The sequence below is a fragment of the [Clostridium] symbiosum genome (assembly GCA_036419695.1).
Classification (GTDB): domain Bacteria; phylum Bacillota; class Clostridia; order Lachnospirales; family Lachnospiraceae; genus Otoolea; species Otoolea symbiosa_A.
On record CP143946.1, the window covers coordinates 923,779 to 950,098 of the forward strand.

35 protein-coding genes are annotated in these 26,320 nt (G+C 46.6%); 27 read left to right on the forward strand and 8 right to left on the reverse strand.

The annotated features are described in order from the left end of the window. The first annotated feature begins 7 nt into the window (after positions 1-7). The 10 genes from V3C10_04340 (at position 8) to V3C10_04385 (ending at position 8,731) form a co-directional block, all read left to right on the forward strand. On the forward strand, positions 8-385 hold the full coding sequence (locus V3C10_04340; protein ID WVP63053.1) for a hypothetical protein: 378 nt from the start codon (positions 8-10) through the stop codon (positions 383-385). Next, entirely contained in the window at positions 385-2,625 is a 2,241-nt protein-coding gene (locus tag V3C10_04345) for a hypothetical protein (protein WVP63054.1), read from the forward strand. The genes V3C10_04340 and V3C10_04345 overlap by 1 nt, the downstream gene beginning before the upstream one ends. After that, positions 2,579-2,977, forward strand: coding sequence for a hypothetical protein (locus V3C10_04350; GenBank protein WVP63055.1), 399 nt, complete (start codon positions 2,579-2,581; stop codon positions 2,975-2,977). The genes V3C10_04345 and V3C10_04350 overlap by 47 nt, the downstream gene beginning before the upstream one ends. Then, positions 2,968-3,414: a hypothetical protein gene (locus V3C10_04355; protein ID WVP63056.1), complete on the forward strand. Its 447-nt coding sequence runs from the start codon at positions 2,968-2,970 to the stop codon at positions 3,412-3,414. The genes V3C10_04350 and V3C10_04355 overlap by 10 nt, the downstream gene beginning before the upstream one ends. Positions 3,415-3,417: 3 nt before the next feature. Beyond that, positions 3,418-4,263, forward strand: a complete 846-nt coding sequence (locus tag V3C10_04360; protein WVP63057.1) for a hypothetical protein — start codon at positions 3,418-3,420, stop codon at positions 4,261-4,263. Positions 4,264-4,313: 50 nt separating this feature from the next. Then, a complete protein-coding gene (locus tag V3C10_04365) occupies positions 4,314-4,568 on the forward strand; it encodes a hypothetical protein (GenBank protein WVP63058.1) in 255 nt (84 codons plus the stop codon). Between the two features lie 2 nt (positions 4,569-4,570). After that, entirely contained in the window at positions 4,571-4,840 is a 270-nt protein-coding gene (locus V3C10_04370) for a phage holin family protein (GenBank protein WVP63059.1), read from the forward strand. Positions 4,841-4,859: 19 nt separating this feature from the next. Beyond that, a complete protein-coding gene (locus V3C10_04375) occupies positions 4,860-7,667 on the forward strand; it encodes a hypothetical protein (GenBank protein ID WVP63060.1) in 2,808 nt (935 codons plus the stop codon). Between the two features lie 13 nt (positions 7,668-7,680). Then, complete coding sequence (locus V3C10_04380; GenBank protein WVP63061.1) at positions 7,681-7,923, forward strand: hypothetical protein; 243 nt, start codon at positions 7,681-7,683, stop codon at positions 7,921-7,923. A 79-nt stretch (positions 7,924-8,002) separates the two neighbouring features. Beyond that, positions 8,003-8,731, forward strand: a complete 729-nt coding sequence (locus V3C10_04385) for a M15 family metallopeptidase (protein ID WVP63062.1) — start codon at positions 8,003-8,005, stop codon at positions 8,729-8,731. 51 nt (positions 8,732-8,782) lie between these two features. On the opposite strand, the gene V3C10_04390 is transcribed toward V3C10_04385, so the two are convergent. From V3C10_04390 to V3C10_04410, 5 genes are all read right to left on the reverse strand, one after another. Then, positions 8,783-9,664, reverse strand: a complete 882-nt coding sequence (locus V3C10_04390; protein ID WVP63063.1) for a recombinase family protein — start codon at positions 9,662-9,664, stop codon at positions 8,783-8,785. Between the two features lie 9 nt (positions 9,665-9,673). Then, positions 9,674-9,814 (reverse strand): hypothetical protein, encoded by a 141-nt coding sequence (locus V3C10_04395; protein WVP63064.1) that lies wholly within the window; start codon positions 9,812-9,814, stop codon positions 9,674-9,676. A gap of 98 nt (positions 9,815-9,912) precedes the next feature. Next, complete coding sequence (locus tag V3C10_04400; protein WVP63065.1) at positions 9,913-10,209, reverse strand: hypothetical protein; 297 nt, start codon at positions 10,207-10,209, stop codon at positions 9,913-9,915. A 28-nt stretch (positions 10,210-10,237) separates the two neighbouring features. Next, positions 10,238-10,408 carry a hypothetical protein gene (locus tag V3C10_04405; protein WVP63066.1) on the reverse strand — a complete coding sequence of 57 codons (171 nt, stop codon included), beginning with the start codon at positions 10,406-10,408 and terminating at the stop codon, positions 10,238-10,240. Positions 10,409-10,512: 104 nt separating this feature from the next. Then, positions 10,513-10,860 (reverse strand): hypothetical protein, encoded by a 348-nt coding sequence (locus V3C10_04410; GenBank protein ID WVP63067.1) that lies wholly within the window; start codon positions 10,858-10,860, stop codon positions 10,513-10,515. Positions 10,861-11,053: 193 nt separating this feature from the next. Between V3C10_04410 and V3C10_04415 the strand changes: the two genes are divergently transcribed. Further along, positions 11,054-11,233, forward strand: a complete 180-nt coding sequence (locus tag V3C10_04415; GenBank protein ID WVP63068.1) for an AbrB/MazE/SpoVT family DNA-binding domain-containing protein — start codon at positions 11,054-11,056, stop codon at positions 11,231-11,233. Positions 11,234-11,462: 229 nt separating this feature from the next. Here V3C10_04415 and V3C10_04420 read toward each other — a convergent pair whose 3' ends face one another. After that, positions 11,463-11,699, reverse strand: coding sequence for a hypothetical protein (locus tag V3C10_04420; GenBank protein ID WVP63069.1), 237 nt, complete (start codon positions 11,697-11,699; stop codon positions 11,463-11,465). A 168-nt stretch (positions 11,700-11,867) separates the two neighbouring features. Here V3C10_04420 and V3C10_04425 point away from each other — a divergent pair, with 168 nt between their 5' ends. Further along, positions 11,868-12,110, forward strand: a complete 243-nt coding sequence (locus V3C10_04425) for a helix-turn-helix transcriptional regulator (GenBank protein ID WVP63070.1) — start codon at positions 11,868-11,870, stop codon at positions 12,108-12,110. Between the two features lie 486 nt (positions 12,111-12,596). On the opposite strand, the gene V3C10_04430 is transcribed toward V3C10_04425, so the two are convergent. Together V3C10_04430 and V3C10_04435 are read right to left on the reverse strand one after the other, a co-directional pair. Beyond that, positions 12,597-13,010, reverse strand: a complete 414-nt coding sequence (locus V3C10_04430) for a hypothetical protein (protein ID WVP63071.1) — start codon at positions 13,008-13,010, stop codon at positions 12,597-12,599. Then, complete coding sequence (locus tag V3C10_04435; GenBank protein WVP63072.1) at positions 12,994-13,380, reverse strand: helix-turn-helix transcriptional regulator; 387 nt, start codon at positions 13,378-13,380, stop codon at positions 12,994-12,996. Before V3C10_04435 ends, V3C10_04430 begins: the two co-directional genes overlap by 17 nt. Positions 13,381-13,591: 211 nt before the next feature. Between V3C10_04435 and V3C10_04440 the strand changes: the two genes are divergently transcribed. From V3C10_04440 to V3C10_04510, 15 genes are all read left to right on the forward strand, one after another. Then, positions 13,592-13,753 carry a hypothetical protein gene (locus V3C10_04440; protein WVP63073.1) on the forward strand — a complete coding sequence of 54 codons (162 nt, stop codon included), beginning with the start codon at positions 13,592-13,594 and terminating at the stop codon, positions 13,751-13,753. 14 nt (positions 13,754-13,767) lie between these two features. Further along, positions 13,768-13,974, forward strand: a complete 207-nt coding sequence (locus V3C10_04445; GenBank protein ID WVP63074.1) for a hypothetical protein — start codon at positions 13,768-13,770, stop codon at positions 13,972-13,974. A 308-nt stretch (positions 13,975-14,282) separates the two neighbouring features. Next, on the forward strand, positions 14,283-14,678 hold the full coding sequence (locus V3C10_04450; protein ID WVP63075.1) for a hypothetical protein: 396 nt from the start codon (positions 14,283-14,285) through the stop codon (positions 14,676-14,678). A gap of 277 nt (positions 14,679-14,955) precedes the next feature. Further along, positions 14,956-15,375 carry a hypothetical protein gene (locus tag V3C10_04455; protein ID WVP63076.1) on the forward strand — a complete coding sequence of 140 codons (420 nt, stop codon included), beginning with the start codon at positions 14,956-14,958 and terminating at the stop codon, positions 15,373-15,375. Continuing rightward, entirely contained in the window at positions 15,372-15,566 is a 195-nt protein-coding gene (locus V3C10_04460; GenBank protein ID WVP63077.1) for a hypothetical protein, read from the forward strand. The genes V3C10_04455 and V3C10_04460 overlap by 4 nt, the downstream gene beginning before the upstream one ends. After that, complete coding sequence (locus V3C10_04465) at positions 15,567-16,865, forward strand: phage tail sheath family protein (protein WVP63078.1); 1,299 nt, start codon at positions 15,567-15,569, stop codon at positions 16,863-16,865. 16 nt (positions 16,866-16,881) lie between these two features. Then, a complete protein-coding gene (locus V3C10_04470) occupies positions 16,882-17,349 on the forward strand; it encodes a phage tail tube protein (protein ID WVP63079.1) in 468 nt (155 codons plus the stop codon). A 21-nt stretch (positions 17,350-17,370) separates the two neighbouring features. After that, entirely contained in the window at positions 17,371-17,799 is a 429-nt protein-coding gene (locus V3C10_04475) for a phage portal protein (GenBank protein WVP63080.1), read from the forward strand. A gap of 418 nt (positions 17,800-18,217) precedes the next feature. Beyond that, positions 18,218-20,356, forward strand: a complete 2,139-nt coding sequence (locus V3C10_04480; GenBank protein ID WVP63081.1) for a hypothetical protein — start codon at positions 18,218-18,220, stop codon at positions 20,354-20,356. Beyond that, positions 20,356-21,012: a LysM peptidoglycan-binding domain-containing protein gene (locus V3C10_04485; protein WVP63082.1), complete on the forward strand. Its 657-nt coding sequence runs from the start codon at positions 20,356-20,358 to the stop codon at positions 21,010-21,012. Before V3C10_04480 ends, V3C10_04485 begins: the two co-directional genes overlap by 1 nt. 13 nt (positions 21,013-21,025) lie before the next feature. After that, a complete protein-coding gene (locus V3C10_04490; GenBank protein WVP63083.1) occupies positions 21,026-21,985 on the forward strand; it encodes a hydrolase in 960 nt (319 codons plus the stop codon). Next, positions 21,978-22,292, forward strand: a complete 315-nt coding sequence (locus tag V3C10_04495) for a DUF2577 domain-containing protein (protein ID WVP63084.1) — start codon at positions 21,978-21,980, stop codon at positions 22,290-22,292. The genes V3C10_04490 and V3C10_04495 overlap by 8 nt, the downstream gene beginning before the upstream one ends. 16 nt (positions 22,293-22,308) lie before the next feature. Beyond that, entirely contained in the window at positions 22,309-22,704 is a 396-nt protein-coding gene (locus tag V3C10_04500) for a DUF2634 domain-containing protein (GenBank protein ID WVP63085.1), read from the forward strand. Next, positions 22,704-23,735: a baseplate J/gp47 family protein gene (locus tag V3C10_04505; GenBank protein ID WVP63086.1), complete on the forward strand. Its 1,032-nt coding sequence runs from the start codon at positions 22,704-22,706 to the stop codon at positions 23,733-23,735. The genes V3C10_04500 and V3C10_04505 overlap by 1 nt, the downstream gene beginning before the upstream one ends. Then, a complete protein-coding gene (locus V3C10_04510; GenBank protein WVP63087.1) occupies positions 23,735-26,320 on the forward strand; it encodes a hypothetical protein in 2,586 nt (861 codons plus the stop codon). The genes V3C10_04505 and V3C10_04510 overlap by 1 nt, the downstream gene beginning before the upstream one ends.

The following is a 26,320-nucleotide window of genomic DNA, read 5'->3' on the forward strand; positions in this document are numbered from 1 at the left end:
CGGTGAGATGGCAGTCATTACAATCAACGGCCGGGAATTTCCGTCTCCCGACATTGGGGGCAATCTGTTGGTTGCGACAAACGTCAGCGACGGAAAGAATGCCAACGGAGAATTTGTCGGTCAGAAGGTAGGCCGTGACCAGTATAAGTTTGAGAATCTGCAGTGGAAGTTTCTGCCGGCGGAAACGTGGGCATCAATGCTGCAGGAGTTTGATAAGTTTGTGGTTACGGCCCGTATCCCTGATATGGTAAATAATCGGTTTATGACAATACGCATGTATCCCGGGAACCGGACAGCGGTGCCAGTGGAATTCGACTCATCCGGATTGCCGATCATGTACCGGGATTGCAAAGTGAACATTATAGACTGTGGGGTGATGGAGTAGTGCAGCCAGCAAGCAAAGAATATAAAAGGAGCATGAAAGAGCGGCTTCGGAATCATTCCTATATACGAGTTACGATTGGAGTAATCAATCAGATGGCGCAGGCTGACTGCAAAGTCCGCTCAACGAAAGAGTTGACCTATTACTCGAATGCGATTATGCCGCTGGACAATTATCCGGTTACTGGGCAGTACGCAACATTGGAAGAAGGCTACACCAGGGCAGACGGCAGCATGTATTTCCTTCCACGGAGTCCAGACGAGGTGGTACTGAATGCGGGAATGGCGGCAAGGGATATCGGCGGGAGTCTTTCATTTGTTTTTACAAAGACGTTTGATATACGGGGCCTTACAATTGATTTTGGAGAGGCATACCCAATAGATTTTCAGGTTGTGACAAATGCCAAGACCATTAATGTAACTGGAAACACGCAGCAGAAAGTAGAGCTGGAAGATATTCTGCCTGATACAACGTCAATAACCATCGTCCCGCTTCGGATGTTGAGCGGACAATGCAGACTACGGATTCATCAGATTACTATGGGGATTGGTATTTATTTTGATAACCGGACAATCCTGTCATCAGAGAAGGTAGAGTATATCAGCCCTGTCTCGGAGGAACTTCCAGCCATCGATTTTACTTTAAAAGTGGATAACCATAAGCAAAATTTTAATATCGACAATGACAGCAGCGTTGTAAACTTTTTGGAGAGCGGCCAGGAGGTAGAGGTCCTGTATGGGTATGAGTTGGATGATGGAATGACAGAGTGGCTGCCTGGCACCAATCTTGTGCTGAAGGAATGGGAGGCTGATGGTGAAGCGATGAACTTTACGGCGATTGACCGGCTGGATGGGCTGGACAGCACTTATTATCGCGGTCAATATCATTCGGAAGGGGTCAGCCTTTATGCTTTGGCGGAGGATGTATTTGCTGATGCGGGGCTTGAAGAGAGAGACTACCAACTTGACACCTATCTGCGCACGGTAAAAGTGAAAAATCCGATTCCTGTAGTCAGTCACAAAGAGGCGCTGCAACTTATTGCAAATGCCGGCCGATGCATCCTATACCAGGACCGTCGCGGGTTAATCTGTATCAAAGCAGCCTTTAACATAGCCCTGTCACCAAAACTGACAGCGAGTTCTGAGAATGCAGAAAACTATTCCAATACAAAGAGTATCGTATCAGCTGCTCAGCAGGTACGGTATGCATCCTATGAGCAAAGCGCCGTTCCTGCAGATGGAGGCGCTTATTTTCTGCCGCGGTCAAGACCTTTCCAGAATACTGGATATGTAAGTAAGGCTATCTCTGATGGCCAGGGACTATTTTCCAGTCATCCGGCAGTGACGATCGACCTGGAAGCGGCCATTAAATACTTCGGCCTGCATCTTTCCTTTGTTGGCAATCCTCCGGAAGAAATGGTGATACATACCTATAAAGACGGAGAACTGCAGGAGAGCCATCTGGTGTCTACCGGAATAACCGCAGAGACAAAAATTGAACATGAATTTCCGGAGGCCGACCGGTACATGCTGGAATTTATAAAAACAAAGCCCTACAACCGTGTATCACTGAGCTATATGGATTTTGGCGAGGTTACAGACTATGCCCTGGAATACCGGACGGACCTGTCAAAAAGCCCGAAAGGGCGGAAAGCCGAACAGATAAAGGCGGTACGGGTGGTAAGTATGGCATATCAGCCAGGGACGGAACTAAAAGAGCTTTTTAAGGACAAGATTGTCGTTTATGGCGGAGCCTGCACCGTTTATTTTAATAATGCATCACATGGGTATTCGGTGTCGTTGGGAACGATTGTATCCTCCAGCGCCTACTATGCGACCGTTGCTATACCGGGCGCAGTGGATGGGACGGAACTGGAATTGGTAGTGTCTGGGTATGAGTATACACAGTCACAGGCATACGCATCCAAACAAATTAACAATAGCGGGATCATAAAAGAGTGGTCGAACCCACTGATAGATGAATCGTTGGTTACTGACATCATTGATTGGCTGGGAGATTATTTCTACTCGAACCGGGAGTATGAATTAAACTACCGCGGGGAGCCTCGGATAGACGGAAACGATGTACTGTTTTTGGAAAGTCCTTATGTAGAGAACCTGAAAATCAGGGTTTACGAGCATCGTCTTAAATTTGCGCAGGCGCTGTCTGGCAGTATTAAAGCAAGGAGGGATATGTATGTGGCAAGAGCCGAAAACCAACTGGTCCGCAACCGACTTTATTAATGTAGGAGACTACAATCGGATAAAGAATAACTTGGCGGAGATCCGTGACTTAGCAGTGACAGTTTACCCGTCTTTTAGCATTATTGTCAATCCGGACAAGAAAGTGTCTGAGTATCCCTATGCAGACGAAATCAATCAGCTGGAAGAGAATCTTGAGACAATCCGAGGCCATACGCTGCCATCTCTGCAGACCGGCAGCAAGAAGACATTTTATGCGAATCAGCCATATATTAAGTTTGATGAGCTGAACCGTCTGGAATCGGCTTGCCTGTTATTATACCAAAATTTAGTCGGACAGACGGAAGGGCGCCCGAGGCTTGAATTTACATTAGGAGGTGGGATATGGCTTTAAAAACGAATTATCAGGACGCAGTATACGCACAGAAAAAATGGAGATTGACAGAGAATAGCGATGGAACGGTGACACCGCAGGACGCAACTACTTATACCAAAAAAGGAGATCAGTTTGGGGCAAAGGATATTAACGCTACCAATACAGCTGTCAATCACCTTAATCATGTCACTGAGGTGACATTAACAGTATCCGGATGGACAGGCAGCGCGGCACCATATGCCCAGACGGTAAATGTGGCAGGAGCCACAACCGACCTGGAGGCGATATTGGTCAGCGCGCTGGCCGACGGGGCGAGTGTTGCCACCCAAAAAGCGTATGCAAAGGCATTTGGTATTATCTCCAGCGGGACTGCATCGCTGGGAAATGGTACAGCCACTTTCAAAGCATATAAAAAGCCGGCAACAGATTGTAAAGTTGGGTTAAAGGGGGTGTAGCACATGGGAAAGATATGGATGCCTGGTGGCGGTGGCGGAGTAGACCTGGACGTAGTAACGGCCGCCGCCGGTGATATCCTGGCCGGGAAGGTTATTGTGGACAAAGAAGGAAATCCACTGACAGGAACGATGGTAGACAGGGGGAACTGGAACGGAACCGTCGGAATGAATGGTGAAACTACAATCCCGGGAGGAAAACACGGGGGAGGCGGGAAGGTAAAAGGGCCGACTGTCACGCAGCGCGGTGCCTGGACAGGACGTATCGGCGCGAATGGAAAAATCACGATTCCGGAAGGCTATCATAACGGTAGTGGGTATGTAGACCAGAGCCTGGCAACCAAAGGATCTGCCACATATACCCCGGGGACATCCAATCAGACGATATCTGCCAATCAATGGCTTACCGGGACGCAGACCATTAAAGGGGATGCCAACCTGGTGTCAAATAATATCGTCAAAGGAAAAAGCATTTTTGGGGTATCTGGTGGACGCAACTACATTGACAAAATCGGTACGAGCTACAATTACGATGGATATGAAATGCCACGATCCTATAACACGGAACAGACGATATCGCTTAATACGCCGGAAACAGCGAACTATCCTTATATCCTCGTTTATTGGGGGTGCGGTGGGGGAGGCTATTTCCCGCTGGCATCAGCAGCCGGCAATACGACCGACCGAATGTATCTTCAGTTCACATCCAGCCTTTACTATAAAATCTATATGCGCCGACCAACCTTATCGTCTTTGCAGATCATATTTGAGAAGGTATATGGATCTGGTTACGGACTATGCAATACGGCCCGTGTCAGGATCTGCGCTGGCTCCAACGTGCCATTTACATAAATTTTAAAAACAGGAGGCAGAACCAAACAAAGAAAGAGAGGTATAAGAATGTGACAGAGTATGGTGTTGTAGTAATTGTGGTTGCCATGATTACAACCGCAATTACGATAGGCGCGCCGGTGATTAAACTGAATACGGCCATTACAAGGCTGATCGTTAAGCTGGATAGTCTGGGGAAAGATTTTGATGAGCTGGAAATCCATAACCATGAGTCCCATAAACGGATTTGGGACCATAACGAAGAGCAGGACAAGCGGCTGGAAGATCATGAAAGCCGACTGAAAATTATTGAAAAGGAGAAATGAGAATGGATATGACACAGATTAGCACGGTAGTAGGGATTACAGTAATTTGCTACATCATCGGAATGGGGTGCAAAGCATATGAAAAAATCCCGGATAAATGGATCCCGGTTATCTCCGGTGTAACTGGTGCGGTGCTGGGAATTGCTGGCATGTACGTGATTGCAAATTTCCCGGCGCAGGACATAATCAATGCGGCAGCAGTAGGTATCGCCTCTGGACTGGCCGCTACGGGAGCAAACCAGATCGTGAAGCAGGCAGGTAAAAATGAGTAATCTTTGAAAGGAGTAAACCATGCAGGGAACAATACAGAAATATGTGCTTGATATGGCAGATGGGAAAAAGAATGCGCCGCTACGGGTGAAGCAGTATGACACCAATAGCCGATGGGCGAGTATTAGTCTGACTGCATTCGGGGAACCGTGGCCGGTTCCGGCCGGTTGCCGTGCCTGCATCGCTGTCAAAAAGACAGATGGCACCAGTGTACTGAATGACTGCACCGTCGAAGACAGCAACACGGTACTCGCACCCATCACTGACCAAACGACCGCCGTGCAGGGCATCCAGCAGGCAGAATTATACTTTCTGGCCGTGGACGGGGATATCAAGTCGCAGACTTTCCCAATTAACGTTTATCCGGCCATTATGGACCAGAGGGTGATTGAGTCATCTGACGAGTTTGGGACGCTTCAGACGGCTATCATCGGCGCCCAGGAGGCCACCCGGACGGCACAGGACGCAGCAGCCGAAGCGATGGTGCAAGCAGGTGAGGCTAGGGACGCAGCAGAGATAGCAATGGACGCCGCCGCCAGCATTGATGTGGCGGTACAGGCTGCGGCGGCCGCGAAGATGTCTGAGACAAACGCAAAGGCCAGTGAGACAGCAGCCGCGCAGAGTAAGGCAGATGTCGAGGCCATGAAAGTGGCATTTGCAGGCTACAACAAAACCGAGAGTGGCCGGAAGTATGCCAACGCTCTGACGACCATGAAAGAGGGTGACGGACAGGTTGTGGTAACGGATGCCTGGGAGGCACCGGTGGTCAATCTGGAGGTCGACGGGGCCAGCGAGCAGGTGGTGACGACGGGGGCGCAATTGTTGGACGCGAGTAAAGCAGCTGCGACCAATGGCGCTACAGTAAAAAATAATGGAAATAAAATTACCCTATCCGGGACAAATGCGTATGCGGCGTTAGAACGTACAATACCAATAGGAGTAGTAGCAAACAAGACACTTACGTTATCTGGTAAAATTATCAGCCAGACGAACCAGTCCGGAAAGGCAGCAATACAGGCAGCCCTGACATTAGCAGATAATACAATACAGTACAATAATGTCACATCGGCAGGAGGGAAAGTAACCTTTAATGTCCCCGTAGATGCTAAAGGGATGAACATACGTCTGATATCCAATAACACAAGTACCGCATTAGATACCCCCAATACAGTAGTATTTGCTGATGTGATGCTTAATATAGGAACCACAGCCCTGCCCTGGGAACCCTACACCGGCGGCAAGCCATCCCCCAGCCCGGAATACCCGCAGGAGATTGAAAGCGTCGCCCATGTAGCCAACAGCGGGGCGCAGTTACTGAACTTGAAATCAAGGGCAGGTTCTCAGACGAAAAATGGCATAACGTTAACAATTAATGATGACGGCAGCGTGAAGGTCAATGGTACTGCTACAGATGACGCTACATTTGCCTTAAGTTCGAATGGCTATATGTCGCTGGATGTGGGGAAAAACTACGCCATAAAAGGGTATGGAATGAATACTGATAATAATTTTTACTGGCAATGCTGGATAAAAGATCCAGTTGGGTGGTTTAAAGATACCGGATCAGGAGCGACATTTTTATACGGCAAGAAATCGGAATTTAATTTTGCTGTAATTGTCGAATCGGGAAAAACAGTTAATGCGACATTCTGGCCGATGCTTAACGCAGGCTCTACGCCGATCCCCTGGGAACCGTACAACGGCCAGCAGCGGGAAATTGACTTCAAGGTGGAGTCCAGCGGGAAGAATCTCTTTGATAAGTCGGCGGCCTATTCCTACAACGTGGGAGCCGTTGATATAGTGCAGTTAGACAGGGGTATCCGAATATCTAATGCAACTGCACGCACCTACGCATGCGCCGCGGTGAAACTTAAGCTTAAACCACATACTACATACACCTTTTCTGGTGACATCACTGCACTTGCTTACAAAAGTATGATTGGTATCAGGAAAAGTATTGATGGAGGTTCCAGCTTTATTCCAGACATGGTTGTTGCGTTTTCCACCGAAGCACCGGCCAGAGGCGTGGGCAGAACGTTTACCACTGATGAAAATGAATACTATGCCTTATGCCTGCTTTGTACCAATGATGTGGCAACTACCGGAACTACGACTTTTGAGAACATCCAACTTGAAGAGGGCAGTAAATCGACCGCCTGGGAACCATACACCGGATATCAGAAAGTCACCATCCCCATCGCCGAACCCATCCGTGGAATCGGTGATGTCAAGGATCGGCTTTGTATGCGCGATGGCGTGTGGGGGATTGAACGACAGTTTGTAAAAATTGGCCTGGACGGTAGTGAAAATTGGGAAAAAGAGACAGCATATGGTAACGAAATATTTAGATTTAAAAGCACGGAATATAAATCTGTAATAAAAACTGAGATTTTAAGTACCAGTCCAATAAAAATAATGTGTGATAGATTAATGGCAGGAAGCAGCGCAGAGACATACAAGCGCACAGAATGTATATCCTCAAATATTGGAGGAAATATATACATCTATCTAGACGCTTTCAGCAGTGGGGATGTCGATACATTTAAAGCTTACCTAGCGGAACATCCAATAACTGCTATTTTTGAACGCGCCACCCCTCTCTGGGAACCCTTCCCGGAAGACATCCAGGCAGACCTCAACGCTCTTGCCACCCACCCCGGCACAACCTATCTGACTGTCACATCCACCGACATCAGCGCGCCCATGCGGCTGGAATATGTCCAGGACACTCGCAAGGTCATAGAGGGATTACAGCTTGACATGGCCGAACAGATGGTGGAGCTGCAGGCGCAGATAGACCAATTAAAGGTAACAAATAATTTATCATAAAAGGAGAAAAACTATGAACAGAACTTACGAAAACTGCAAACTTTTAATCACCGCCGGCCGATATATCTACGAGGATATGTTTAACAAGCTGGATTTGTTTTTGATGATGGGACGCGTCACCGAAGCCGAGTACGTTGAGCTGACCGGCCTGCTGACACCGCCGGAACCAACCCCAGAGCCGGAAGTGACGGACCCGGTAACACCGGTGGAGCCGCCAGCAGAGGAGCCAGAGACACCGAAGGATGAGACAGTATAAATTGCGACGTCGCAACAGTACATAGGGCCTGGGACAACCCGGGCCTTTTATCATACACTGAAATAAGGAGAGTGATAATATGAGAGATATAACCATGTGCCATCCGCGCCTTCAGGAACTGGCATCAGAGCTGGTAAAGGTGTGCGCTGAACAAGGGCTGATTATTAAGATTGGAGAGACACTGCGTACCGTGGCAGAGCAGGACGAACTGTATGCCCAGGGGAGGACGAAGCCGGGGAATATTGTCACAAACGCGAGGGGAAGCAGCTATTCCTCCCAGCATCAGTGGGGTATCGCCTTCGACTTTTTCCGAAACGATGGACAGGGAGCCTACAATGAGAGCAGAAATTTCTTTGGACGAGTGGGCGCCGCGGGAAAGCAGATAGGACTGGGCTGGGGAGGAGATTGGAAAAGCATCGTGGACAAGCCACATTTATATCTGCCTGACTGGGGGAGTACCACGGCACAGCTCCGGCAGCAGTACGGCACGCCAGAGAAGTTTATGGAAAGCTGGCCTAAACCGGACGTCACGGGTTGGGAACGCGACACCCAGGGAAAATACCGCTACCGTAAACCCGACGGCCAATATGCCGCCAATGAGTGGCAGCTTATTAATCATCACTGGTATTTGTTCGATGCAGATGGATACATGCTGACGGGCTGGCAGAAATGGAATGGAAGAGTAGTATCCCGGGACGAACCAGGGGACTGGTATTTCCTGGACAATACAGCCGGAGGACCGCTGGAAGGAGCCTGCTGGCATGAGAGGCCGGGCGGTGCCGGTGCCTGGGAGATTTGGAACAATTAAAGATTTTTTAATAAAAAAGCGTCGACAATTCTTGCGCCGGCGCTTTTTAAATTATTCTTTTATATAATATAATTCATAGATTCTACTACGGCCTACAAGCTTACCTTGTGCTCGCAGGGTTCGGATGATTTTATTGTGGGTCTCTACACTTATCAATCTAGGATGCATGCCTCGGTAAAGCTTTCCTAAAAAGCGATTATATCCGCAATAAAGAGGGTTTGTAATAATTTGCATAACTGCAAAGGGAGTGGGTTCCTTCCCCTTTTTCCCTTTATATCCACGCTCTTTACATAAGTTTGCTACTTCGGAAAGATTTTTTCGTTCCAGATAAGTTCTTGTTGCAAATAAGACATATTCTGCCTCATGTTCGTTAATAGTAAACGAATCCTTATCGTGCCGATCATAGCCTAGTACATAACTACAAGTGCGCTTGCCCTGTTCGGCCCTGTCCTGCATGACTAACATAACGTTTTCAGCAATGATTTCCCGCTCAAATTGCGCTACCAGACCGAGTATGTTGCGAATAAAGCGGCCCATTGGCGTCGAACTGTCGAATGGTTCCGAGTAGCTGGTGAGATAGACACCATGCTCCTCCATTTCTTCGCACATGTCCAACAAATCAGAGAGGCAGCGGGAGAATCTGGACAACTTCCAGACCAGGACCAGATCGAATATATCCTTTTTTGCATCCTGAAGTAGTCGTTGCAGTTCTGGACGGTGCTCGATATCTTTTGCAGAGATACCCCTGTCGGCGTAGAGATCATGCACCTCATAGCCTCTATCTTTACAGTATTTGCGCAGCTTGTTCTCCTGGGCATCGAGAGATAACCCCTCTACTGCCTGATCTAGTGTGCTGACACGTATGTAGATTGCAACGACTTTTTTTGTCTTCTCGTCTTTTTGTACCTTATAACTTTTATATTTTCTTCGCATCTCAATCACTCACAATCTAAATGGCATTGCCACATCATCAATAAACTTGCTCAATCTGTCGGTATGGTACCTCGTATGGATCGCCTTGGGGATAAAGGCTTGCAGCATTTTGAGGACACCCAGTTCAACCCATTTTGAATTGATATCCATATAATCCTCCTCTTGTTTTTCGGGAGGCGGCTATGGTATAATATAGCCGCCTGGTAACAGGTAGCGGTTGCGGTGTACTTTGGTCGGTTACGCAGCCATTATTCGGCGGGGCCCACTACTTTCAATTTTACAACTTCAACAGGGCTGCCGCCGATTAAACGAGGAGTGCAGTTTTTGAGATTGTTTCTACTAGTCAATTCGTATCCTATGCGGTCGCCAGATTTAAAATACAATTTTTTCCCCATGACTGACTCAGATAACTCAAAACCATCTGGTATCTCTACATAGTAAGGAGTAGAATAGATATTGTCCCGATCACTTCGCACCTCATTAAGACTCCATCCCCATCTTCCGGTTCTGACGGCATTCCATTTGTACATGATAACTTTTTTCATTTTCCTTCCTTCTTTCTTTCAAAAATAATTATTTTGTATCGATGTAGTTTATTATGATATCACCACATCCGTTATCGCTAAGTACGTATGTTGTATTTTCATCTTCTGCATCTGCTTCCCATTCGCCCTCGTCATTAATGTATATATTATTGATGGTCAAAACATCATACGAGTTGTCAGCCAGCCAGTTTTCAATCATTATCTCAAATATCTCTTTGCTATATTTCGTATTTCCCTTCTTTCTCCCAGCCTATTTCCGGACCGGGCTTGGTTATTTTTTCAAGCTTTTATCCAATGTTTTTTCTACACATAATCCAATGCCAGTTTTCTTATGCTGTCCCGGCTTCCTTCCCAATATTTTTCGCTGAAATTGAAATGAAGACCGTATCTTCTAAGTATCTCTTTACATCTGAAGGTGTTCCCGCTTACGATCCCATCGCCGAGATTAAAATGTACAGAGCATCCTGCAATCTCTCCATAAAAATAACTGGAAGCAATTTTTTCACTTGTAGCAACGGCTTTCTTCGCTTTAGCCCAAGCTCGTTTAAGACACTCTGAAAAGCTAAGCTTATATTCAGCGACACATTGCTGGAAATCCCTGTACAGTCTCCATGCTTCTTTCATAATGTTTGATAAATTATATTTCTTCATATTCTTTTCCTCCTGAGTGTTTATTTGCTGTTGTCTTAACTTCTGATATCATTATAATATATTCGTACGAATAAAACAATAGGCAATATATCTAAATCGTACGAATGATTTTTGTGAAAATCGTACGAATAAATATTAAGCCTTGTAATATTCGTACAAATAGTATAATCTATAAGAAAAGAGGAGGGATGACATGGAACCGATTAAAAGGAAAATATTATTTAACAGACCCGGAGGGACAGCCAGTAAAAATTCGATCATGGCGAGATTAACGTTGCCTCCAGAATTTGTGAAAGAACTGGGGATTACACCGGATGAAAAAGAGGTAATTATATCTCTGGTTGACAAGAAGATAGTAATAGAAAAAGCTTGATACAGATAAAGCAAAAGAGATTGTTAAAAAGGTAATCAAAGAAGCTGAAAGACAGTAATAAAAAAAGCCTACAGATTAGGCTTTAGGGATTACCAGGGAGGGTGGACTTGCCACCGCTCCCCAGCAAATAGAGTATATCAAAACTGACAATAAATATCAAGAGAAGTATTTGATTGGCATGACCTGCGGGGAGACACGACTCTTCACTGGCCTCGCCACACATATCCTATTACTCCATTGGCCCCGGGCTCTCAACCGGGGCCTCTTTATCTTTCATATCAATTTCTTTAGCAATTAATCGTATCTCTTCACTTATTTCCTCCCAGCTATACTTTGTTCTCTTTTGCGGCAATTTCCCTGTTTTTACAAAATGGATAATGTGGCACTTAAATCCTGTCACAGCAAGGTCAATAACAGACCAGTAATACAAAATATTATTTTTAATTTGATTCCTATACCTTTTCATTTTCCATCCCCCTCCCCTTATGAATTCATTGTACTACTCTGGCGCAGTGGTAAAGCTGGAAATAAGTGGAAATATATTTAGCTTTGCTAATATAAGCAACATTTTACCATAAGCTTCACATACTATAAAGAAAAAGATTGCTTGAATAAGCAAAATGTGAGGTTTGGAATGATAGAAGATACATTTATAAAAAATGATACCGATATACAAATAGGGAGTAATATAAAGAAAATTAGAATAGCAAAAGGCATGAGACCGTCGGAACTGGTAAGAGAAGTAAATCTGCTTGGCGTGTCCATGACAATCTTCAGTTTATCAAAAATAGAAGCGAATACGCAGCATGTAAAAGCCAGTCAGTTAAGGGCAATTAAAGAAATTTTAGGATGTAGCTATGAAGCATTATTGGAATAACAGAGGCGGTCAGGAGTGAACCGGTCAATTTGAATTTGACTAACATTTGACTAACAAAGTTACAAAAAGAGACCTTTTGAGCCATCACGAGAATAAAAGTAAAACCCGAAAAACCTAATAAAATCAAGCACTCCCACACATGGCCTAAAATCACACTATATAATAAGGAAGCCTACGGACCAAGGTGTCGGGAGTTCGAATCTTCTCACGCACGTCTAAAAAACTCTTGTGAGACAAGGGTAACAAAAAAGACATTCCATATGGGATGTCTTTTTTTGTTACTGCTTTCACACCTGGGGCTGTTTTTACCGATAATCCTTAGCTGCCATCGCTCTGTTTAAAGGCTCTACAGCAGGCCAGAGGGCGTCTGAGAGCATGTTTCGGTGAGCTGGAAGACAAAGGGGTATCTTGTTCTGCTGAATATGGTTCCTGACCGGCAGGAGAGGTGTTCAATGCCTTATTTGCTTTCTCCGGTAAAATTTAAATTTATAAGTCATTTCCATACAGCCACTGCTGTTCCGCCCGTGCAAAATCATCAACAGCTCCCATATCCCGTAAATAGTCCATATCATTTTGGAGTTCTTTCAACTGGCGCTGGATTTTACGGCGTCTTGCCTGGATGGCCTTGATGCGCTGCAGGTATTTGGCTGATGGAATTCGTTCCGCATCTTCCGGGATGGTAAGTTCATGTGCGGCTGACTCGATTGACTGGACGTTTTCTCCCTGAAAGTCGTTGTTTTCAATGTGTTTCATTGCGTGTTTGTAGGCGGCCAGCTGTCCGCTGTAGGCCAGCCTGGAATTGATTAATATAGTGTAACTTCCATCTTCATTTTCCACGACCATCTCCTTGCCGCGCTTATGGTGGAAATCAAGTAATACTACATTAACATCCTGTGTCATCGTCGTTTCCACGTTCCTTTCTTTTCAGTGCAAGGGCCATGCTGTGTAAAGCCATTAAATCTTCGGGATCGGCATCTCTTGCAGCGTCAAACAGCATCTTCAGTTCCCTGTTCTCAAAAATTTCCTGTGCCGCTTTTGCTGTCTCCTCGTTCAAATAATAGCCGGCCTTCTGCTCATCATCCGTTCCGTTTAGCAGGTGATCAACCGAAACACCAAGCAAATCCGCGATCTGCCGGATTTTATCCGTGCTTGGTTTATTTTTATTGAACTTATTAATTGAACTTCTGGCAAAGCCTAATTCCTTTTCCAGCCGGTTAATCGAATAACCCTTCTCCTTTGCTATATCTCTTATCTGTTCATAAAGTCCCATATCTATACCTCAATATTTTGCGCAATTAAGACTTGACATACGTAAAATCTTGAGTATAATTAAAGTATAACTTGCGCAAGATTTTGCGAATATCGTTAACATATTGTAGATTCATTTGTATTTATATAATTGATTTTAGATTGTTTAACGTAAAAAGTCAATCAAATAATCAAAATTTTGCGTAGTTTATAGAATGCAGGAGGTGGAAAAGATGTGCAGACATTGTTATGCCGGAGCGGAGGTAATTCGTTTAAGGCGAAGAAACCGCCGGATGGGAAGACAGGTTGAACGGATGAAATCCATGATGGTCTGGACCGCTTACGCCTGGATTATCGCTGCAGGCGTTTTGCTTCGGGCAGTGGGAGGAATGTGACAGGAGGCGGAATTATGGTAAAGAAAGCTTTGGAATTAAAAGGCGGAGATGTAATCCGTTTTGAATATGCCAGTTATGGAAACTGGCTCACCTGTAATGTTATTGCCATGGAAAAGAAAGGAGCTTCCATTTATGTCAAGGGAAGTCGCATGGGAAAAGCATATGATTTCGTTTTTTCTCAAAGGGAAGAAGTACAGGTTCTGGGACGCGGCACCGCCTGAGGATATAAAAGGGGGGAGCCGGCCAGGATTTCTCCCGCCGGCATGAGTATGAAAAAGCTTATGTTACAGGTTGCTGTCCTGTTAGATATTACTATACAGGTTATTTGTGATGAAAGTTTGACCGGGAGATAAAGGATTTCTAAAAAGGATAAAAAATTTCTTATGGAAATTATTGTACATTGACAATTGAATATTTTACCGGCCGGCAACGGAAAAATTTATAAAGCCTGTTTTTGCACAGGCTGTGTGCCGTTTTGAAAGACGGGACAAAATTATGGACGGAGATAAGTTTAAGGGAGGCGAAGCGATTGGACAGAATATGCAAAAGGAACCTGAAACTGAGTGACTACAATATATCTCAGGCCAAGTATAATGAGTTAAAATATTTTTGCATGCAGTATGATGAAAAACGCAGGGAATTACATAACGGCTTTGGGCTCAGAGCAGTTGTCTATGACGGAATGCCGAAAGGTAATTCACCGGGAAACCCGACGGAGCGGATTGCAATCCGAAGAACGATGCTGCAAAGCGATTTGGAACTAATTGAGCAGACGGCTATGGAGGCGGATAAAAGCATCTATAAATGGCTGATGAAAAATATAACGGACGGCATTCCTTATGAATGCCTGGATGTGCCGAAGGCAAGAAAACAGTTTTATGAGTCACGCAGGTATTTTTTTTACCTGCTGGCACAAAAAAGATAAAAGTGGATAACTGAGAGGGGGTACTTCCATGATAATATAGTATCATGCAATAAGCGGACAGGAAATCTGCCTGTTGTATATGTATCCTTCCTTTTTGAAGCGGCTGCCGGAGTGAAATAATCCGGCGGCCGTTTCGGTTTCATGACGGTTCTGTGCGCGGGCGTATTTGAGGAATTTCTTTTCAGGGACAGGTGCGGTGGAAAGGAGTGAGATGCAGGTAAGGGCAGATGTTAAGTTCGGGATTGTAAATTTCAGGCTTGACCAAAGGAGGTGGATCATGCTCAATGACATTTTGAATGCGGTTACCGTGCGGTTGAATGAACTGTTCGGGGAAAACTATACAATTTACACAGATAAAGCAGGACAGGAATTTCAGAAACCCTGTTTTTTTGTACGGATTTCGGAAACATCGGAACGGCCGACGATAGGCCGGCGATATTTCCGCAGGACAGGAATCGCGATTCAGTATTTTCCGATTGAAAAATCCAGCCGCGAAGAAAATCAGGTATTGGATATTTTAATGGAAGGCATGGAGAGTGTTGCTTTGGAAAATGGGCGGCAGTTGTCTGGAACGAATCGGAAAAGCGGAGCAGAAGAAGGAATTTTAACCTTCTATGTCAATTATGATCAATTCATTGTGAAGGAAAAAGAAGAAGCGCCGATGGAGGAGTTGGAGATGAAAGGAGGAATTGTGTGAGAGCAGGTAAGAGTAAGGAGACTGCCGTGGAATCTGAACAGGCGGTATTTACCAAAAAACAGCTTTTAGCATCATCCAGATATAAAGGAAAGGGTGATTTGCTGGAGGCTCTTCTGGAAGACGAAAAAAAGTACAGTTTCCAGGAAGCAGACGAAACAATTGATGATTATATGAAAGGAAAGGTGAATTAAATGTTAGGAGGCGGAAGTTTTGCATCCCAGAACCAGACACTTCCGGGAGCTTATATTAATTTTATAAGCGCGGCCCGGGCTAATGCAGTTTTATCGGAGAGAGGCATCGTGACCGTTCCCATGATTCTTGACTGGGGTCCGGAAAAAACGGTATTTGAAGTAACGAACGGAGAGTTTCAGACGAATGGGCAGAAGTTATTCGGCTATTCCTTTGATGCGCCTCAGATGCTCAATCTGCGGGAACTGTTTGTCAACGCAACGAAAGGGATTTTCTATCGTCTGAACAGCGGCGCTAAAGCGGCCAATGACTTTGCGACAGCCAAATACAGCGGGATAAGAGGAAATGATATAAGGATTGTAATCGCCGTTAATGTGGAGGATGAACAGAAGTACGATGTAACGACTATGCTCGATGGAAGCGAAGTGGATCATCAGACGGTAAGCAAGGCAGCCGATCTTGCGGGAAATGACTATGTTGATTTTAAATCGGATGCCGCTCTTGCAGCGACAGCGGGAACTCCCCTTACAGGAGGAACAAACGGAGAGGTTCCGACGGGCTCCGATCATTCAGCCTATCTGGCGGCGATCGAACCGTACACAGTGCATATTTTATGCTGCCCCGTGACCGATGAGCCCACGAAAAATCTCTATACGGCGTTTACAAAGCGAATGCGCGAGAATGCAGGAGTAAAATTCCAGACGGTTGTATTCCAGAAAAGCGATGCGGACTACGAAGGCGTCATTTCAGTTGAAAACACGGCGAAAGAGCTGGAGCAGGGACTGGTATACTGGACGGCAGGAGCCGAGGCTGCATGCGCGGTAAATAAGACCAATGAAAACAGGGTGTATAACGGAGAATATACGGTTAATACGTCATATACACAGGCCCAGCTTGCGGACGGAATCAAATCCGGAAAATTCATGTTCCATAAAGCAGGGGACCAGGTGCGCGTCCTGATGGATATCAATACGCTGACCTCGGCCACTGCCGAAAAGAATGAGGAATTTGCCAGCAACCAGACAATCAGGGTGCTGGACCAGATAGGAAATGATATTGCATCCATGTTCAATACCAAATATCTGGGAACGATTCCGAATGACGATGCAGGGCGTATCAGCCTTTGGAATGATATCGTGACATATAATCAGAAACTGGCGAAAATCAGAGCGATTGAAGAGATTAATGCAGAGAAGATTACGGTGGAAAAAGGGGACAGCAAACGGGCTGTCGTCGTGACCAATCCGGTCACACCGGTTAACTGCATGAGCCAGTTGTACATGACTGTGGTAATTGATTAAGAAGGGAGTAAATTTTATGCAGACTATGAATGCGTGGGATGCGGTCAGTGCATCCAAGGCGGAGTGTTTTGTGACGATTGAAGGAAACCGTTACAACTTTATGCAGGCCATCAATCTGGAGGCCAAAATCGAGAAGACAAAGACAGAGGTGCCGATTCTCGGCAGGTCAATGAAAGGAAACAAGACGGTAGGACTTAAAGGCACCGGTTCGGCCACCTTCCATTTTAACACCAGTATCTTCCGAAAAATTCTGTATGATTTCCAGAAGAGCGGTAAAGACATCTATTTTGATATTCAGGTCACGAATGAGGATCCGGCTTCCAATGTCGGAAGGCAGACGGTGATTCTGAAAGACTGCAACCTGGACGGAGGAACAATTGCCAAATTTGATGCGGATGCGGAATATCTGGAAGACGAATTTGACTTTACCTTTGAAAGCTGGGAAATGCCGGAGACATTCGGCAGTCTTGAAGGAATGATATAAAGAAAGAGAGGATAAGGAATAATGAGTAATTTAAGTTGTTTTCTGTCACAGAATGCAGTGCCAGTGGAAAATAAAAAGTTTGTGGTTTCAAAGAGGTTTATTGGGGCGGATAAGAAACCGGTGGAATGGGAGATTTGTCCGATTTCGTCCTCCGAGGATGAACTGCTCAGAAAAGAATGCACAAAGCGGGTTCCGGTTCCGGGAAAAAGAGGGCAGTATACACAGGAAACAGACTATAATCTTTATCTCGGAAAACTTGCATCACGATCTACGGTTTTTCCGAATCTGAATGATAAAGAACTGCAGGATTCTTATCATGCTATGGGGGCGGACGCCCTGTTAAAGACGATGCTTACGGCGGGCGAATATGCCGGCTATCTGGAGAAGATCCAGCAGGTAAACGGATTTGATGTGCCGATGGACGACATCGTTGAAGAAGCAAAAAACTGATAGAGGGAGACGATACCGAGGCCAATATCGCCTATTATTGTCTCCATAAACTGCATAAATGGCCTCATGAGTTTCTGGAATTAGAACGATATGAAAAGGCCTTCGTAATAGCAGCCGTTGAACTGAAGCTGGAAAATGATAAAAAGGAAGCAAAGAAGGCGAAAGCTATGAGGAGGAGATAGATTATTGTTTTAATAAGTTGGACAGCCCCCGGGATGATTGGCCTATTTAGACGGAGCAATCATAAGATCTGCCGATGCTTCTGCCAACTTTCGTTTAAATGCATGAAAACGGTTGATACCCATGAGTTCGGTAATAAACAGCAGTGATACAGGAAATATAATTGGAACGTCTCTTCCCGGGGACGTTCCATCTCATAAGTAACATTAAAAATTTAAAGGAAAGGAGGAATAGCAAATTGGCAACAGTTCAAGCATCAATACAACAGTATACGGGGATGTCTGCAACTTTAAATACAATTAACGGGGATATGCGCGCAGTGATTAGTTCGTTCAGGGCAATGCAGATTGCCTCATCCGGCGGTTTGAACATAATGGCTATCCAGGCGGGAAGAGCCGAACTTGTAAGCACAGGAACAGAAGTAAAAAGAATCGGCCAGTCGGTTGATTCGGCTTCAAAAAAGATGGACACCTTTGACGATAAAATCAGCCAGGGGAAGAATGAAACGGTTTTACTTGGGGCAAAGCTCAAGGATATGCTGAAACACTTTGACAGTAAAAAGGCAATTAAGATGGGCGTTGATTTTGTCACCGACGCATTATCCCTGCAGAGCGTCCAGCAGCAGGCGGAAACAAAACTTGGAACAGTAATGCAGCAGCGCATGGGCGCGTCGCCGGAGGATATCCAGTCAATAAAAAACTTGGCCTCCGCACAGCAGCAGCTTGGTGTAATCGGAGATGAAGTGCAGCTTTCCGGTGCACAGCAGTTAGCGACATACCTGGGATCCACGGATGCTCTGGGCACCCTGCTCCCCGCGATGAATAACCTGGCGGTGAGTCAAAACGGAGTCGGCGTCAGCAGCAAGGACATGATCGGTATCGGAAGTAAAATGGGGCAGGCCATGCAGGGACAGACGAGTGTCTTAACTGAAATGAGTCTCGGATTTACGGAGGCCCAGGCTCAGATGTTACAGTGTGGCAATGAGCAGGAGCGTGCCGCCACGCTGGCACAGATTATTACGGATAATATAGGAAACATGAATGCCGTCATGGCAGGAACACCTCAGGGACAGATTCAACAAATGAAAAACGCATGGGGAGAGATAAAAGAAATGGTCGGCGCCCAGGTATTTCCGGCGGTGCAGGGATTTTTTGATGTACTTAAATCTCATCTGCCCCAGGCACAGAGCCTGTTCATGGGGCTTGCCGGAGGGATTAATGTCATTATAGCGGTGATAAGTCTGCTGGCCGATGGACTGGGAGCTGTGGTTGAGTTCTTCCAGAGCGGCTGGAGCATATTCGAACCGATTATATGGGGTATTGTGGCGGCCCTGGGAGTATATCTGCTGGTCACAGAAGGTGTGAAACTGGCACAGATGGCGGGAGCCGCCATTATGACGGCGTATCATGCGGCACAGACATTCCTATCGATTGGATTTGGCGTTTTGACAGGTGGTACTACAGCAGCCGGTGCAGCAGTAGCAACGTTTAATTCCGCTCTGCTTGCCAGTCCGATAACGTGGATTATTATGGGGATTATTGCACTGGTTGCAATATTGTTTGCAGGGGTGGCGGCATTTAATCACTTTACAGGAGCATCCGTCAGTGCGGCGGGAATTATCGCCGCGGTATTTGGAGTGTTGGGAGCTCTTATTTATAATACATTTATTGTGCCTCTTTGGAATAATATTGCAGCATTTATCAATTTTTTCTATAACGTATGGAATGAGCCGATCGCGTCTATAAAACTTTTGTTTTATGATCTGGCTTTAACTGTAATCGGATATGTAGCAAACATGGCACATGCGATAGAAGATGTTATTAATAATATTCCCGGGATTGAAATAGATATTGCCGCTGGACTGGATAATTTTAAGAGCCAGATTGAATCAGCTGCAAAAGACGTAAAAAGCAAATCGGAATGGAAAGAGGTTGTAGAGAGGAAGAATTTCCTTGATTATGGGGAAGTTTCCAATAGTGCATATGATAAGGGAGCGCAGTTTAAGTTACCTGGTATGGGCCTGTTAGACAGCAGTTTCGATTCCACATTTGATCCCGGTGTCCAGCCATCTTTTGGAGGTGACGTCGGGAACCGTTATAATTCGGATATGAGTGATATTTCGAATAATACGGGAAATACCGCCGCCAGCACCGCTGCAATGGCAAATACGGTGGATGTGATGGATGAAGACCTGAAATATATGCGGGATGCCGCCGAACAAGAGATTATCAACCGTTTTACACTGGCAGAGCTAAAGCTGGATATTAATAATAACAATACGCTGACCAAGAAGGCAGACTTTGGTGATCTGGCATTTTATATGGAAACCCTTACCGGTAGTTTTCTGTCATCATACGCGGAAGGAGATCACATTTAATGTATGAAATATATATAGACGATATGAGGCTCCCCATCACACCGCAGAAGATTCAGATGAAGTACGGAAATCAGAATAAGACGGTAGAGCTTATAAATGGAGAAGAATTTAATATAATCCGGCCGCCGGGGCTTTGTGAGGTTTCATTGGACGCGGTCATTCCCCAGTCTGATTATCCGTTTGCTGTCTGGGACGGAGCAGGAGATGCGGAGGAGTTTATTGAACACCTGAGGGAACTTAAGGAAGCCCGGTCGGAATTCGAATTTATCGTCATCCGGGAGGGGCCGGGCAGGCAGAATTTCTTTGACACGAACATGGATGTGACGCTGGAGGACTACAAGATTTCAGATGATGTGAAGGAGGGCGTGGATCTGCTGGTTTCACTGACGCTGAAAGAATATCAACATTACGGAACCAAAATCATGAACTTCACAATCATGCCGGAACAGACGCCGCAGGCCACAGAGACGGAGGAGGACCGGGCAGTACCGGAGACGCCGAAGACTTATACGGTCCAAGGCGGAGACAGTCTCTGGAAAATTGCGAAAAAGACATTGGGTGATGGAAGCCGTTGGTCTGAAATCTATAACCTGAATACGGACAAAATCGGCAATCCGGATTTAATTTATCCAGGTCAGGTCCTGACACTGCCATAGAAGGAGGGGACAGATGGAAACAGCAATCTATATTCAGAACGGCCAAACCGTATATGCTCCTGTGGTGGAAGGTGAGATAACCTGGGAAACTGAGCGGAAAGGACAGCCGGGAAAGCTTTCCTTCACGGTAATTGCGGACGATAAATTAAAGATAGAGGAAGGAAATGCCATACGGATGGATGTGGACGGAAAACCGGTGTTTTTTGGATTTTTATTTGAACGATCGGGAAGCAGGGAGAGAGAGGTCAAAATCACGGCCTATGATCAGCTTAGATATCTGAAAAACTCAGATGACTACAGCTACACAAATCTGACGGCAGGAGAGCTGATAGCACAGATCGCAGGCGACTATTATCTGCAGACCGGAGAGCTGGAGGATACAGGATACAGGATTGAATCCCGAACGGAAAAAAATAAAACGCTTTTTGACATCATTTTAAACGCACTGGATCTGACCATGCTGGGAACAGGAAGGATGTTTATCCTGTATGACGACGTAGGAAAGCTGACTCTGAAAAGTATTGACAATATGAAGCTGAACCTGATGATTTGTGAGAAAACGGCTCAGGATTTTGATTATAAATCCGGTATTGACAGCAGCACCTACAACCAGATCGAACTGTACAGGGAAGATGAAGAAACAAAAGAACGGGAAGTTCATATGGTCCAGGACATAGAGAATATTAAAAAATGGGGGATTCTGCGGAAATATGAATCGTTCGGGGAAAAGGTAAATGGGCGGCAGAAGGCGGAAGTTTCCCTTTCCCTGTATAACCGGCCGTCCAGAAGCCTTTCAATCAGGGATGCGTTTGGAGATATCAGTGTGCGGGCAGGCTGCCTGATTCCTACATTTTTAAGAGTGGGGGATCAGAATCTCCAGAATTATATGTTAGTGGAGTCCGTGAAACATAAATTCAGCCAGGGATTTCATTCGATGGATTTAACACTGAAAGGAGCTGCTTTTAATGGCTGATACGGTATGGATTGATAACATGAGGCAGATTATGATGAAGGCGGTGGATGCCGGAGAACCCTGTGATATCCTTCAGGGCAAGGTGGTTTCCACTGCTCCGCCGGCGGTCCGGCTCAATCAGAAGATCACTTTGTCGGGGCCGCAGCTTCTCATCCCGCAATATTTGACCGATCATGCGGTAGAGATGGACATTCCTGGAGTTGGGAGTGTGGCGGTGACGGTTAAAGGCGCTTTGAAGACGGGAGACGTAGTTTTTATGCTTCAGAAAAGGGGCGGCCAGCAATATCTGATTATGGCACGCCGATGACGGAAAGGAGGAGGTTATGCTACCGGATTCGGGAAGTATATTGAAACAGGATTTTAAAATAGTTGAACAGCCGTCTAAAACATACCGGTTTCAGGTGGATAAGATTACGGGATATGTGGATGGGCTGGAGGCCGTAAGGCAGGCAATTTTCTGCATTTTAAATACAGAGCGTTTTGACTACCTGATTTACAGTTGGAATTACGGAATAGAGCTGAAAGGACTATTTGGCAAACCGATGGGGCTCGTTAAGTCAAAATTAAAAAAAAGAATCAGGGAGGCATTGATGCAGGATGACAGAATCCGGGGCGTGGATGCTTTCTCCTTTGAAACCAGCGGCCGGAAATTGTCGGCCACTTTCCAGGTACATACAAAGTATGGCGATGTTGCGGCAGCAAAGGAGGTGAAAGTTTGATGTTTGAGGACACAACTTATGAAAAAATATTAAAACGCATGCTGGACAGGATACCCGAGTCCTTTGATAAACGCGAAGGATCGCTCCTGTATGATGCGCTGGCGCCGTCCGCAGCGGAGATGCAGATTCTTTACATCAGCCTGGATAATGTGCTGCGGGAAGCGTTTGGAGACACGGCCGACCGGGAATTTCTGGTAAAGCGTGCCGCGGAATACGGCATCATTCCGAACAAAGCCCAGGCGGCCGAGTGGCGGGGCATATTTTCTCCGGATGAAATCGAAGTGGAAACAGGAGAGCGGTTCAGCCGCGGAAAAATGAATTTCCGGGTAATGGAGAAGCTGGGCGATGGGGGATACCGTCTTATATGCGAGAGCGTTGGGGCAGCAGGCAATGACAGCGCCGGCGCCATGATTCCGATAAATTATATTGCGGGACTGGAACGGGCGCAGCTCACGGAACTTCTTATTCCGGGAACGGATGAGGAGGATACGGAGGATTTCAGAAGCAGGTATCTGGCGGCGGTCCGTAAACCGTCCACCAGCGGTAACAGGTATGACTATTATAACTGGGCCATGGAGTGCAGCGGAGTGGGGGCGGCAAAGATTTTTCCCCTCTCAGACGGACCGGGAACCGTGAAGGTCCTGATTGCCAATGAGGGGCGAAAGGGGGCCGCCCCGGCGTTAATAAACTCTGTAAAGGAACATATTGAGGAACTCAGGCCGATCGGCGCCACGGTTACCGTGGCTTCGGCATCGGAAAAAGAAATACATGTGACGGCGGGAGTACGTCTGAAGAACGGCCTGTATCTGGGCTCGGTTCAGGATGCTTTAAGCAGAAGACTGAGCGAATACCTGGGGAGGAATGCATTTGAAATTTCTTATGTGAGCCTGGCAAAGGTAGGCAGTTTGCTGCTGGATGTCGAGGGCGTGGAGGACTTTTCAGATTTAATGCTTAATGGGGAGGCGGGGAACGTATTGCTTCAGAAGGAAGAAATCGCAATAGCCGGAACCATAAGTCTGGAGGTGATGTAGTGGAGGTCAACCGATTTGAGGAGAAACTCAATAAAATTGATGGGAATAATTATGTAATTGAAGAGAAGGCGTTGTTATGCGAAGGCGTCTATAACGGAGAGCTGAAACATGACAACATAAACCCGGCGACGCTGGCCGTCTTCACAGGCCCCCGGCTGACCGGGGACAGAATTCAGACTTATTCGGTATCAACTCCCAGTCTGACGCCCTGGAAGAGAGTCATTAAGGTTTTTGCCGATGTGCCGGAGGTGTATATCAGTTATGAGACTGACGGAGACACGGTGGAAGCAGAAGATATAAACCGGCTGCAGGAAGCCGTGTCAAAAACACAGACTGCGGTTAATTCGGAGACGGAACGGGCGGGCAGGGCCGAGGAAAAGTTGAAAGAGGAGCTTGACGCAGAGACGGAACGGGCTAAGGACTCCGAAGCAGAGACAGCCGGGCGGCTGTTAGAAGAAAGCGGCCGTGCACGGCTGGCGGAGCGGGAACTTAAAGACGGCCTGGATTTGGAAATAAAGCGGGCCGGAGCTGCGGAAGCTGCAATCAGGGATGCCATCTCATCCAAAGAGCCGAACTGGAATGACAAATATACCCGTAACGAGGTAGACAATAAGTTTGCAGCGCTGGAAACTGCGATTGACTGGAAAGAGGCGGTTAATACTTATGCGGATCTGAAAACCGTATATCCTGCGCCGGAAGACGGATGGACGGTCAATGTAAAGGATACCGACTATACATACCGCTGGAGCGGAACTGAATGGATCGCAATATCGGCAAATGCAATTCCAAAGGCAACGCAGGATGTGGACGGGCTGTTGAGCAGGGAAGATAAATCTGCTTACGATGAGGCTTACGGTAAACGGCATGTCCACACGAACCAATCCGCCCTGGACAGCTTGACGGATTCCCTGATGGCCAATTGGACGGATGCCTACGGCAAGCGCCATGAACATGCGAACAAGGCAGTGATCGACAAGGTCACCCAGACACAGATAGACAACTGGAATGCCGCATTTACCCATACCGGAAGTAAAAGCAATCCGCACGGTGTAACGAAGGCGCAGGCAGGTCTTGGAAATGTGCCGAACGTTGCGACAAATGATCAGACGCCGACTTTTACACAGCGAACCGCGCTGGAAAATATCACGAGCGGGGAGAAGTTAACCGCAATGTTAGGAAAAATTTCAACGGCCGTTGCTGAATTAATTTCCCATAAGGCAGATTCTGTCTCCCACGTGACAGCTTCGGAGCGGACCGCATGGAATGATACGGATAAAAAGAAGCATACCCACGGCAACAAGGGAGTGATAGATAAGTTAACTCAGGCCATGCTGGATAAACTGGCGGGAATTGCCCCGGGAGCCGATGTAAACGTACAGGCAGACTGGAATACAACCGATGCGGTTTCGGATGCCTATATTAAGAATAAACCGGTATCCATGCCTGCGTCGGATGTGCCTTCATGGGCGAAAGCGGCGTCAAAGCCGGCATACGGCTGGAACGAAATTACCGGAAAGCCCGGCAGCTACCCTTCTTCTTCACATACTCATACGAAGAGCCAGATCACGGACATGCCGACGAAACTGTCCCAGTTTACGAATGATTCAGGCTTTTTAACATCGGCAGATATCGACACCAGCAAGAACCATACGCATGCTAATAAAACGGTACTGGATAAGGTTACGCAGGCGCTTTTCGATAACTGGAATACCGCGTTTACCCATAGCGGAAACAAAAGCAATCCGCACGGTGTAACGGCGTCGCAGGTAGGGGCGGCCGCTTCATCACATACCCATTCTAAAAATCAAATTACAGACTTTCCATCTTCCATGCCTGCGTCCGATGTTTCGGCCTGGGCGAAAGCGGCGTCAAAGCCCTCTTACGGCTGGACGGAAATTTCGGGAAAGCCCGGTGCATTTACTCCGGCAGCCCACAGCCATACGAGTCTGGAGGCGTCAAATATTACGGGGCAGACGGTAGATGTAAACAGTTATAATTTATCGTCAGGAAGTCCTCAGATACAGTTCTATTCCGAAAAGACGAGCGGCGGAGCATCCAACATTACGAACATCCCTGTTGCCGGACAGCCGTTTTTATTAAAGGCGGAGAGCCTCAGATGGGCATCCGAAACGGATTATGTTTCAAAGCAGACATTTTTTTCGGCCTCCGCAAAAGCTGTTTATGAGCGCTACTGTTCAAACGGAACCTGGTCTGCATGGCTGCCGGTCGGACGCTTTAATGCGGCACCTGTTTCTGGCCGCGTTCTTGTTTCAGACGGGACAGCCGGAGAAATCAAGTCATCCGCGTATACGATTGCCGCCTCGGTGCCGTCCGGGGCCAAGTTTACCGACACCGTATACACACATCCGAACAGCGGAGCGGCAGCCGGAACCTACCGGAGCGTAACCGTAAATGCCCAGGGACACGTGACGGCTGGAACAAATCCCACAACGCTGGCTGGATACGGAATTACAGATGCGGCTCCGAAGAGCCACAATCATGACGGCGCCTACATGCCGATGGGACCGTTTTCCTGGGCACAGATGCATGGCGATTACACCTGGAACCAGCTTAAGGGGGTGTAA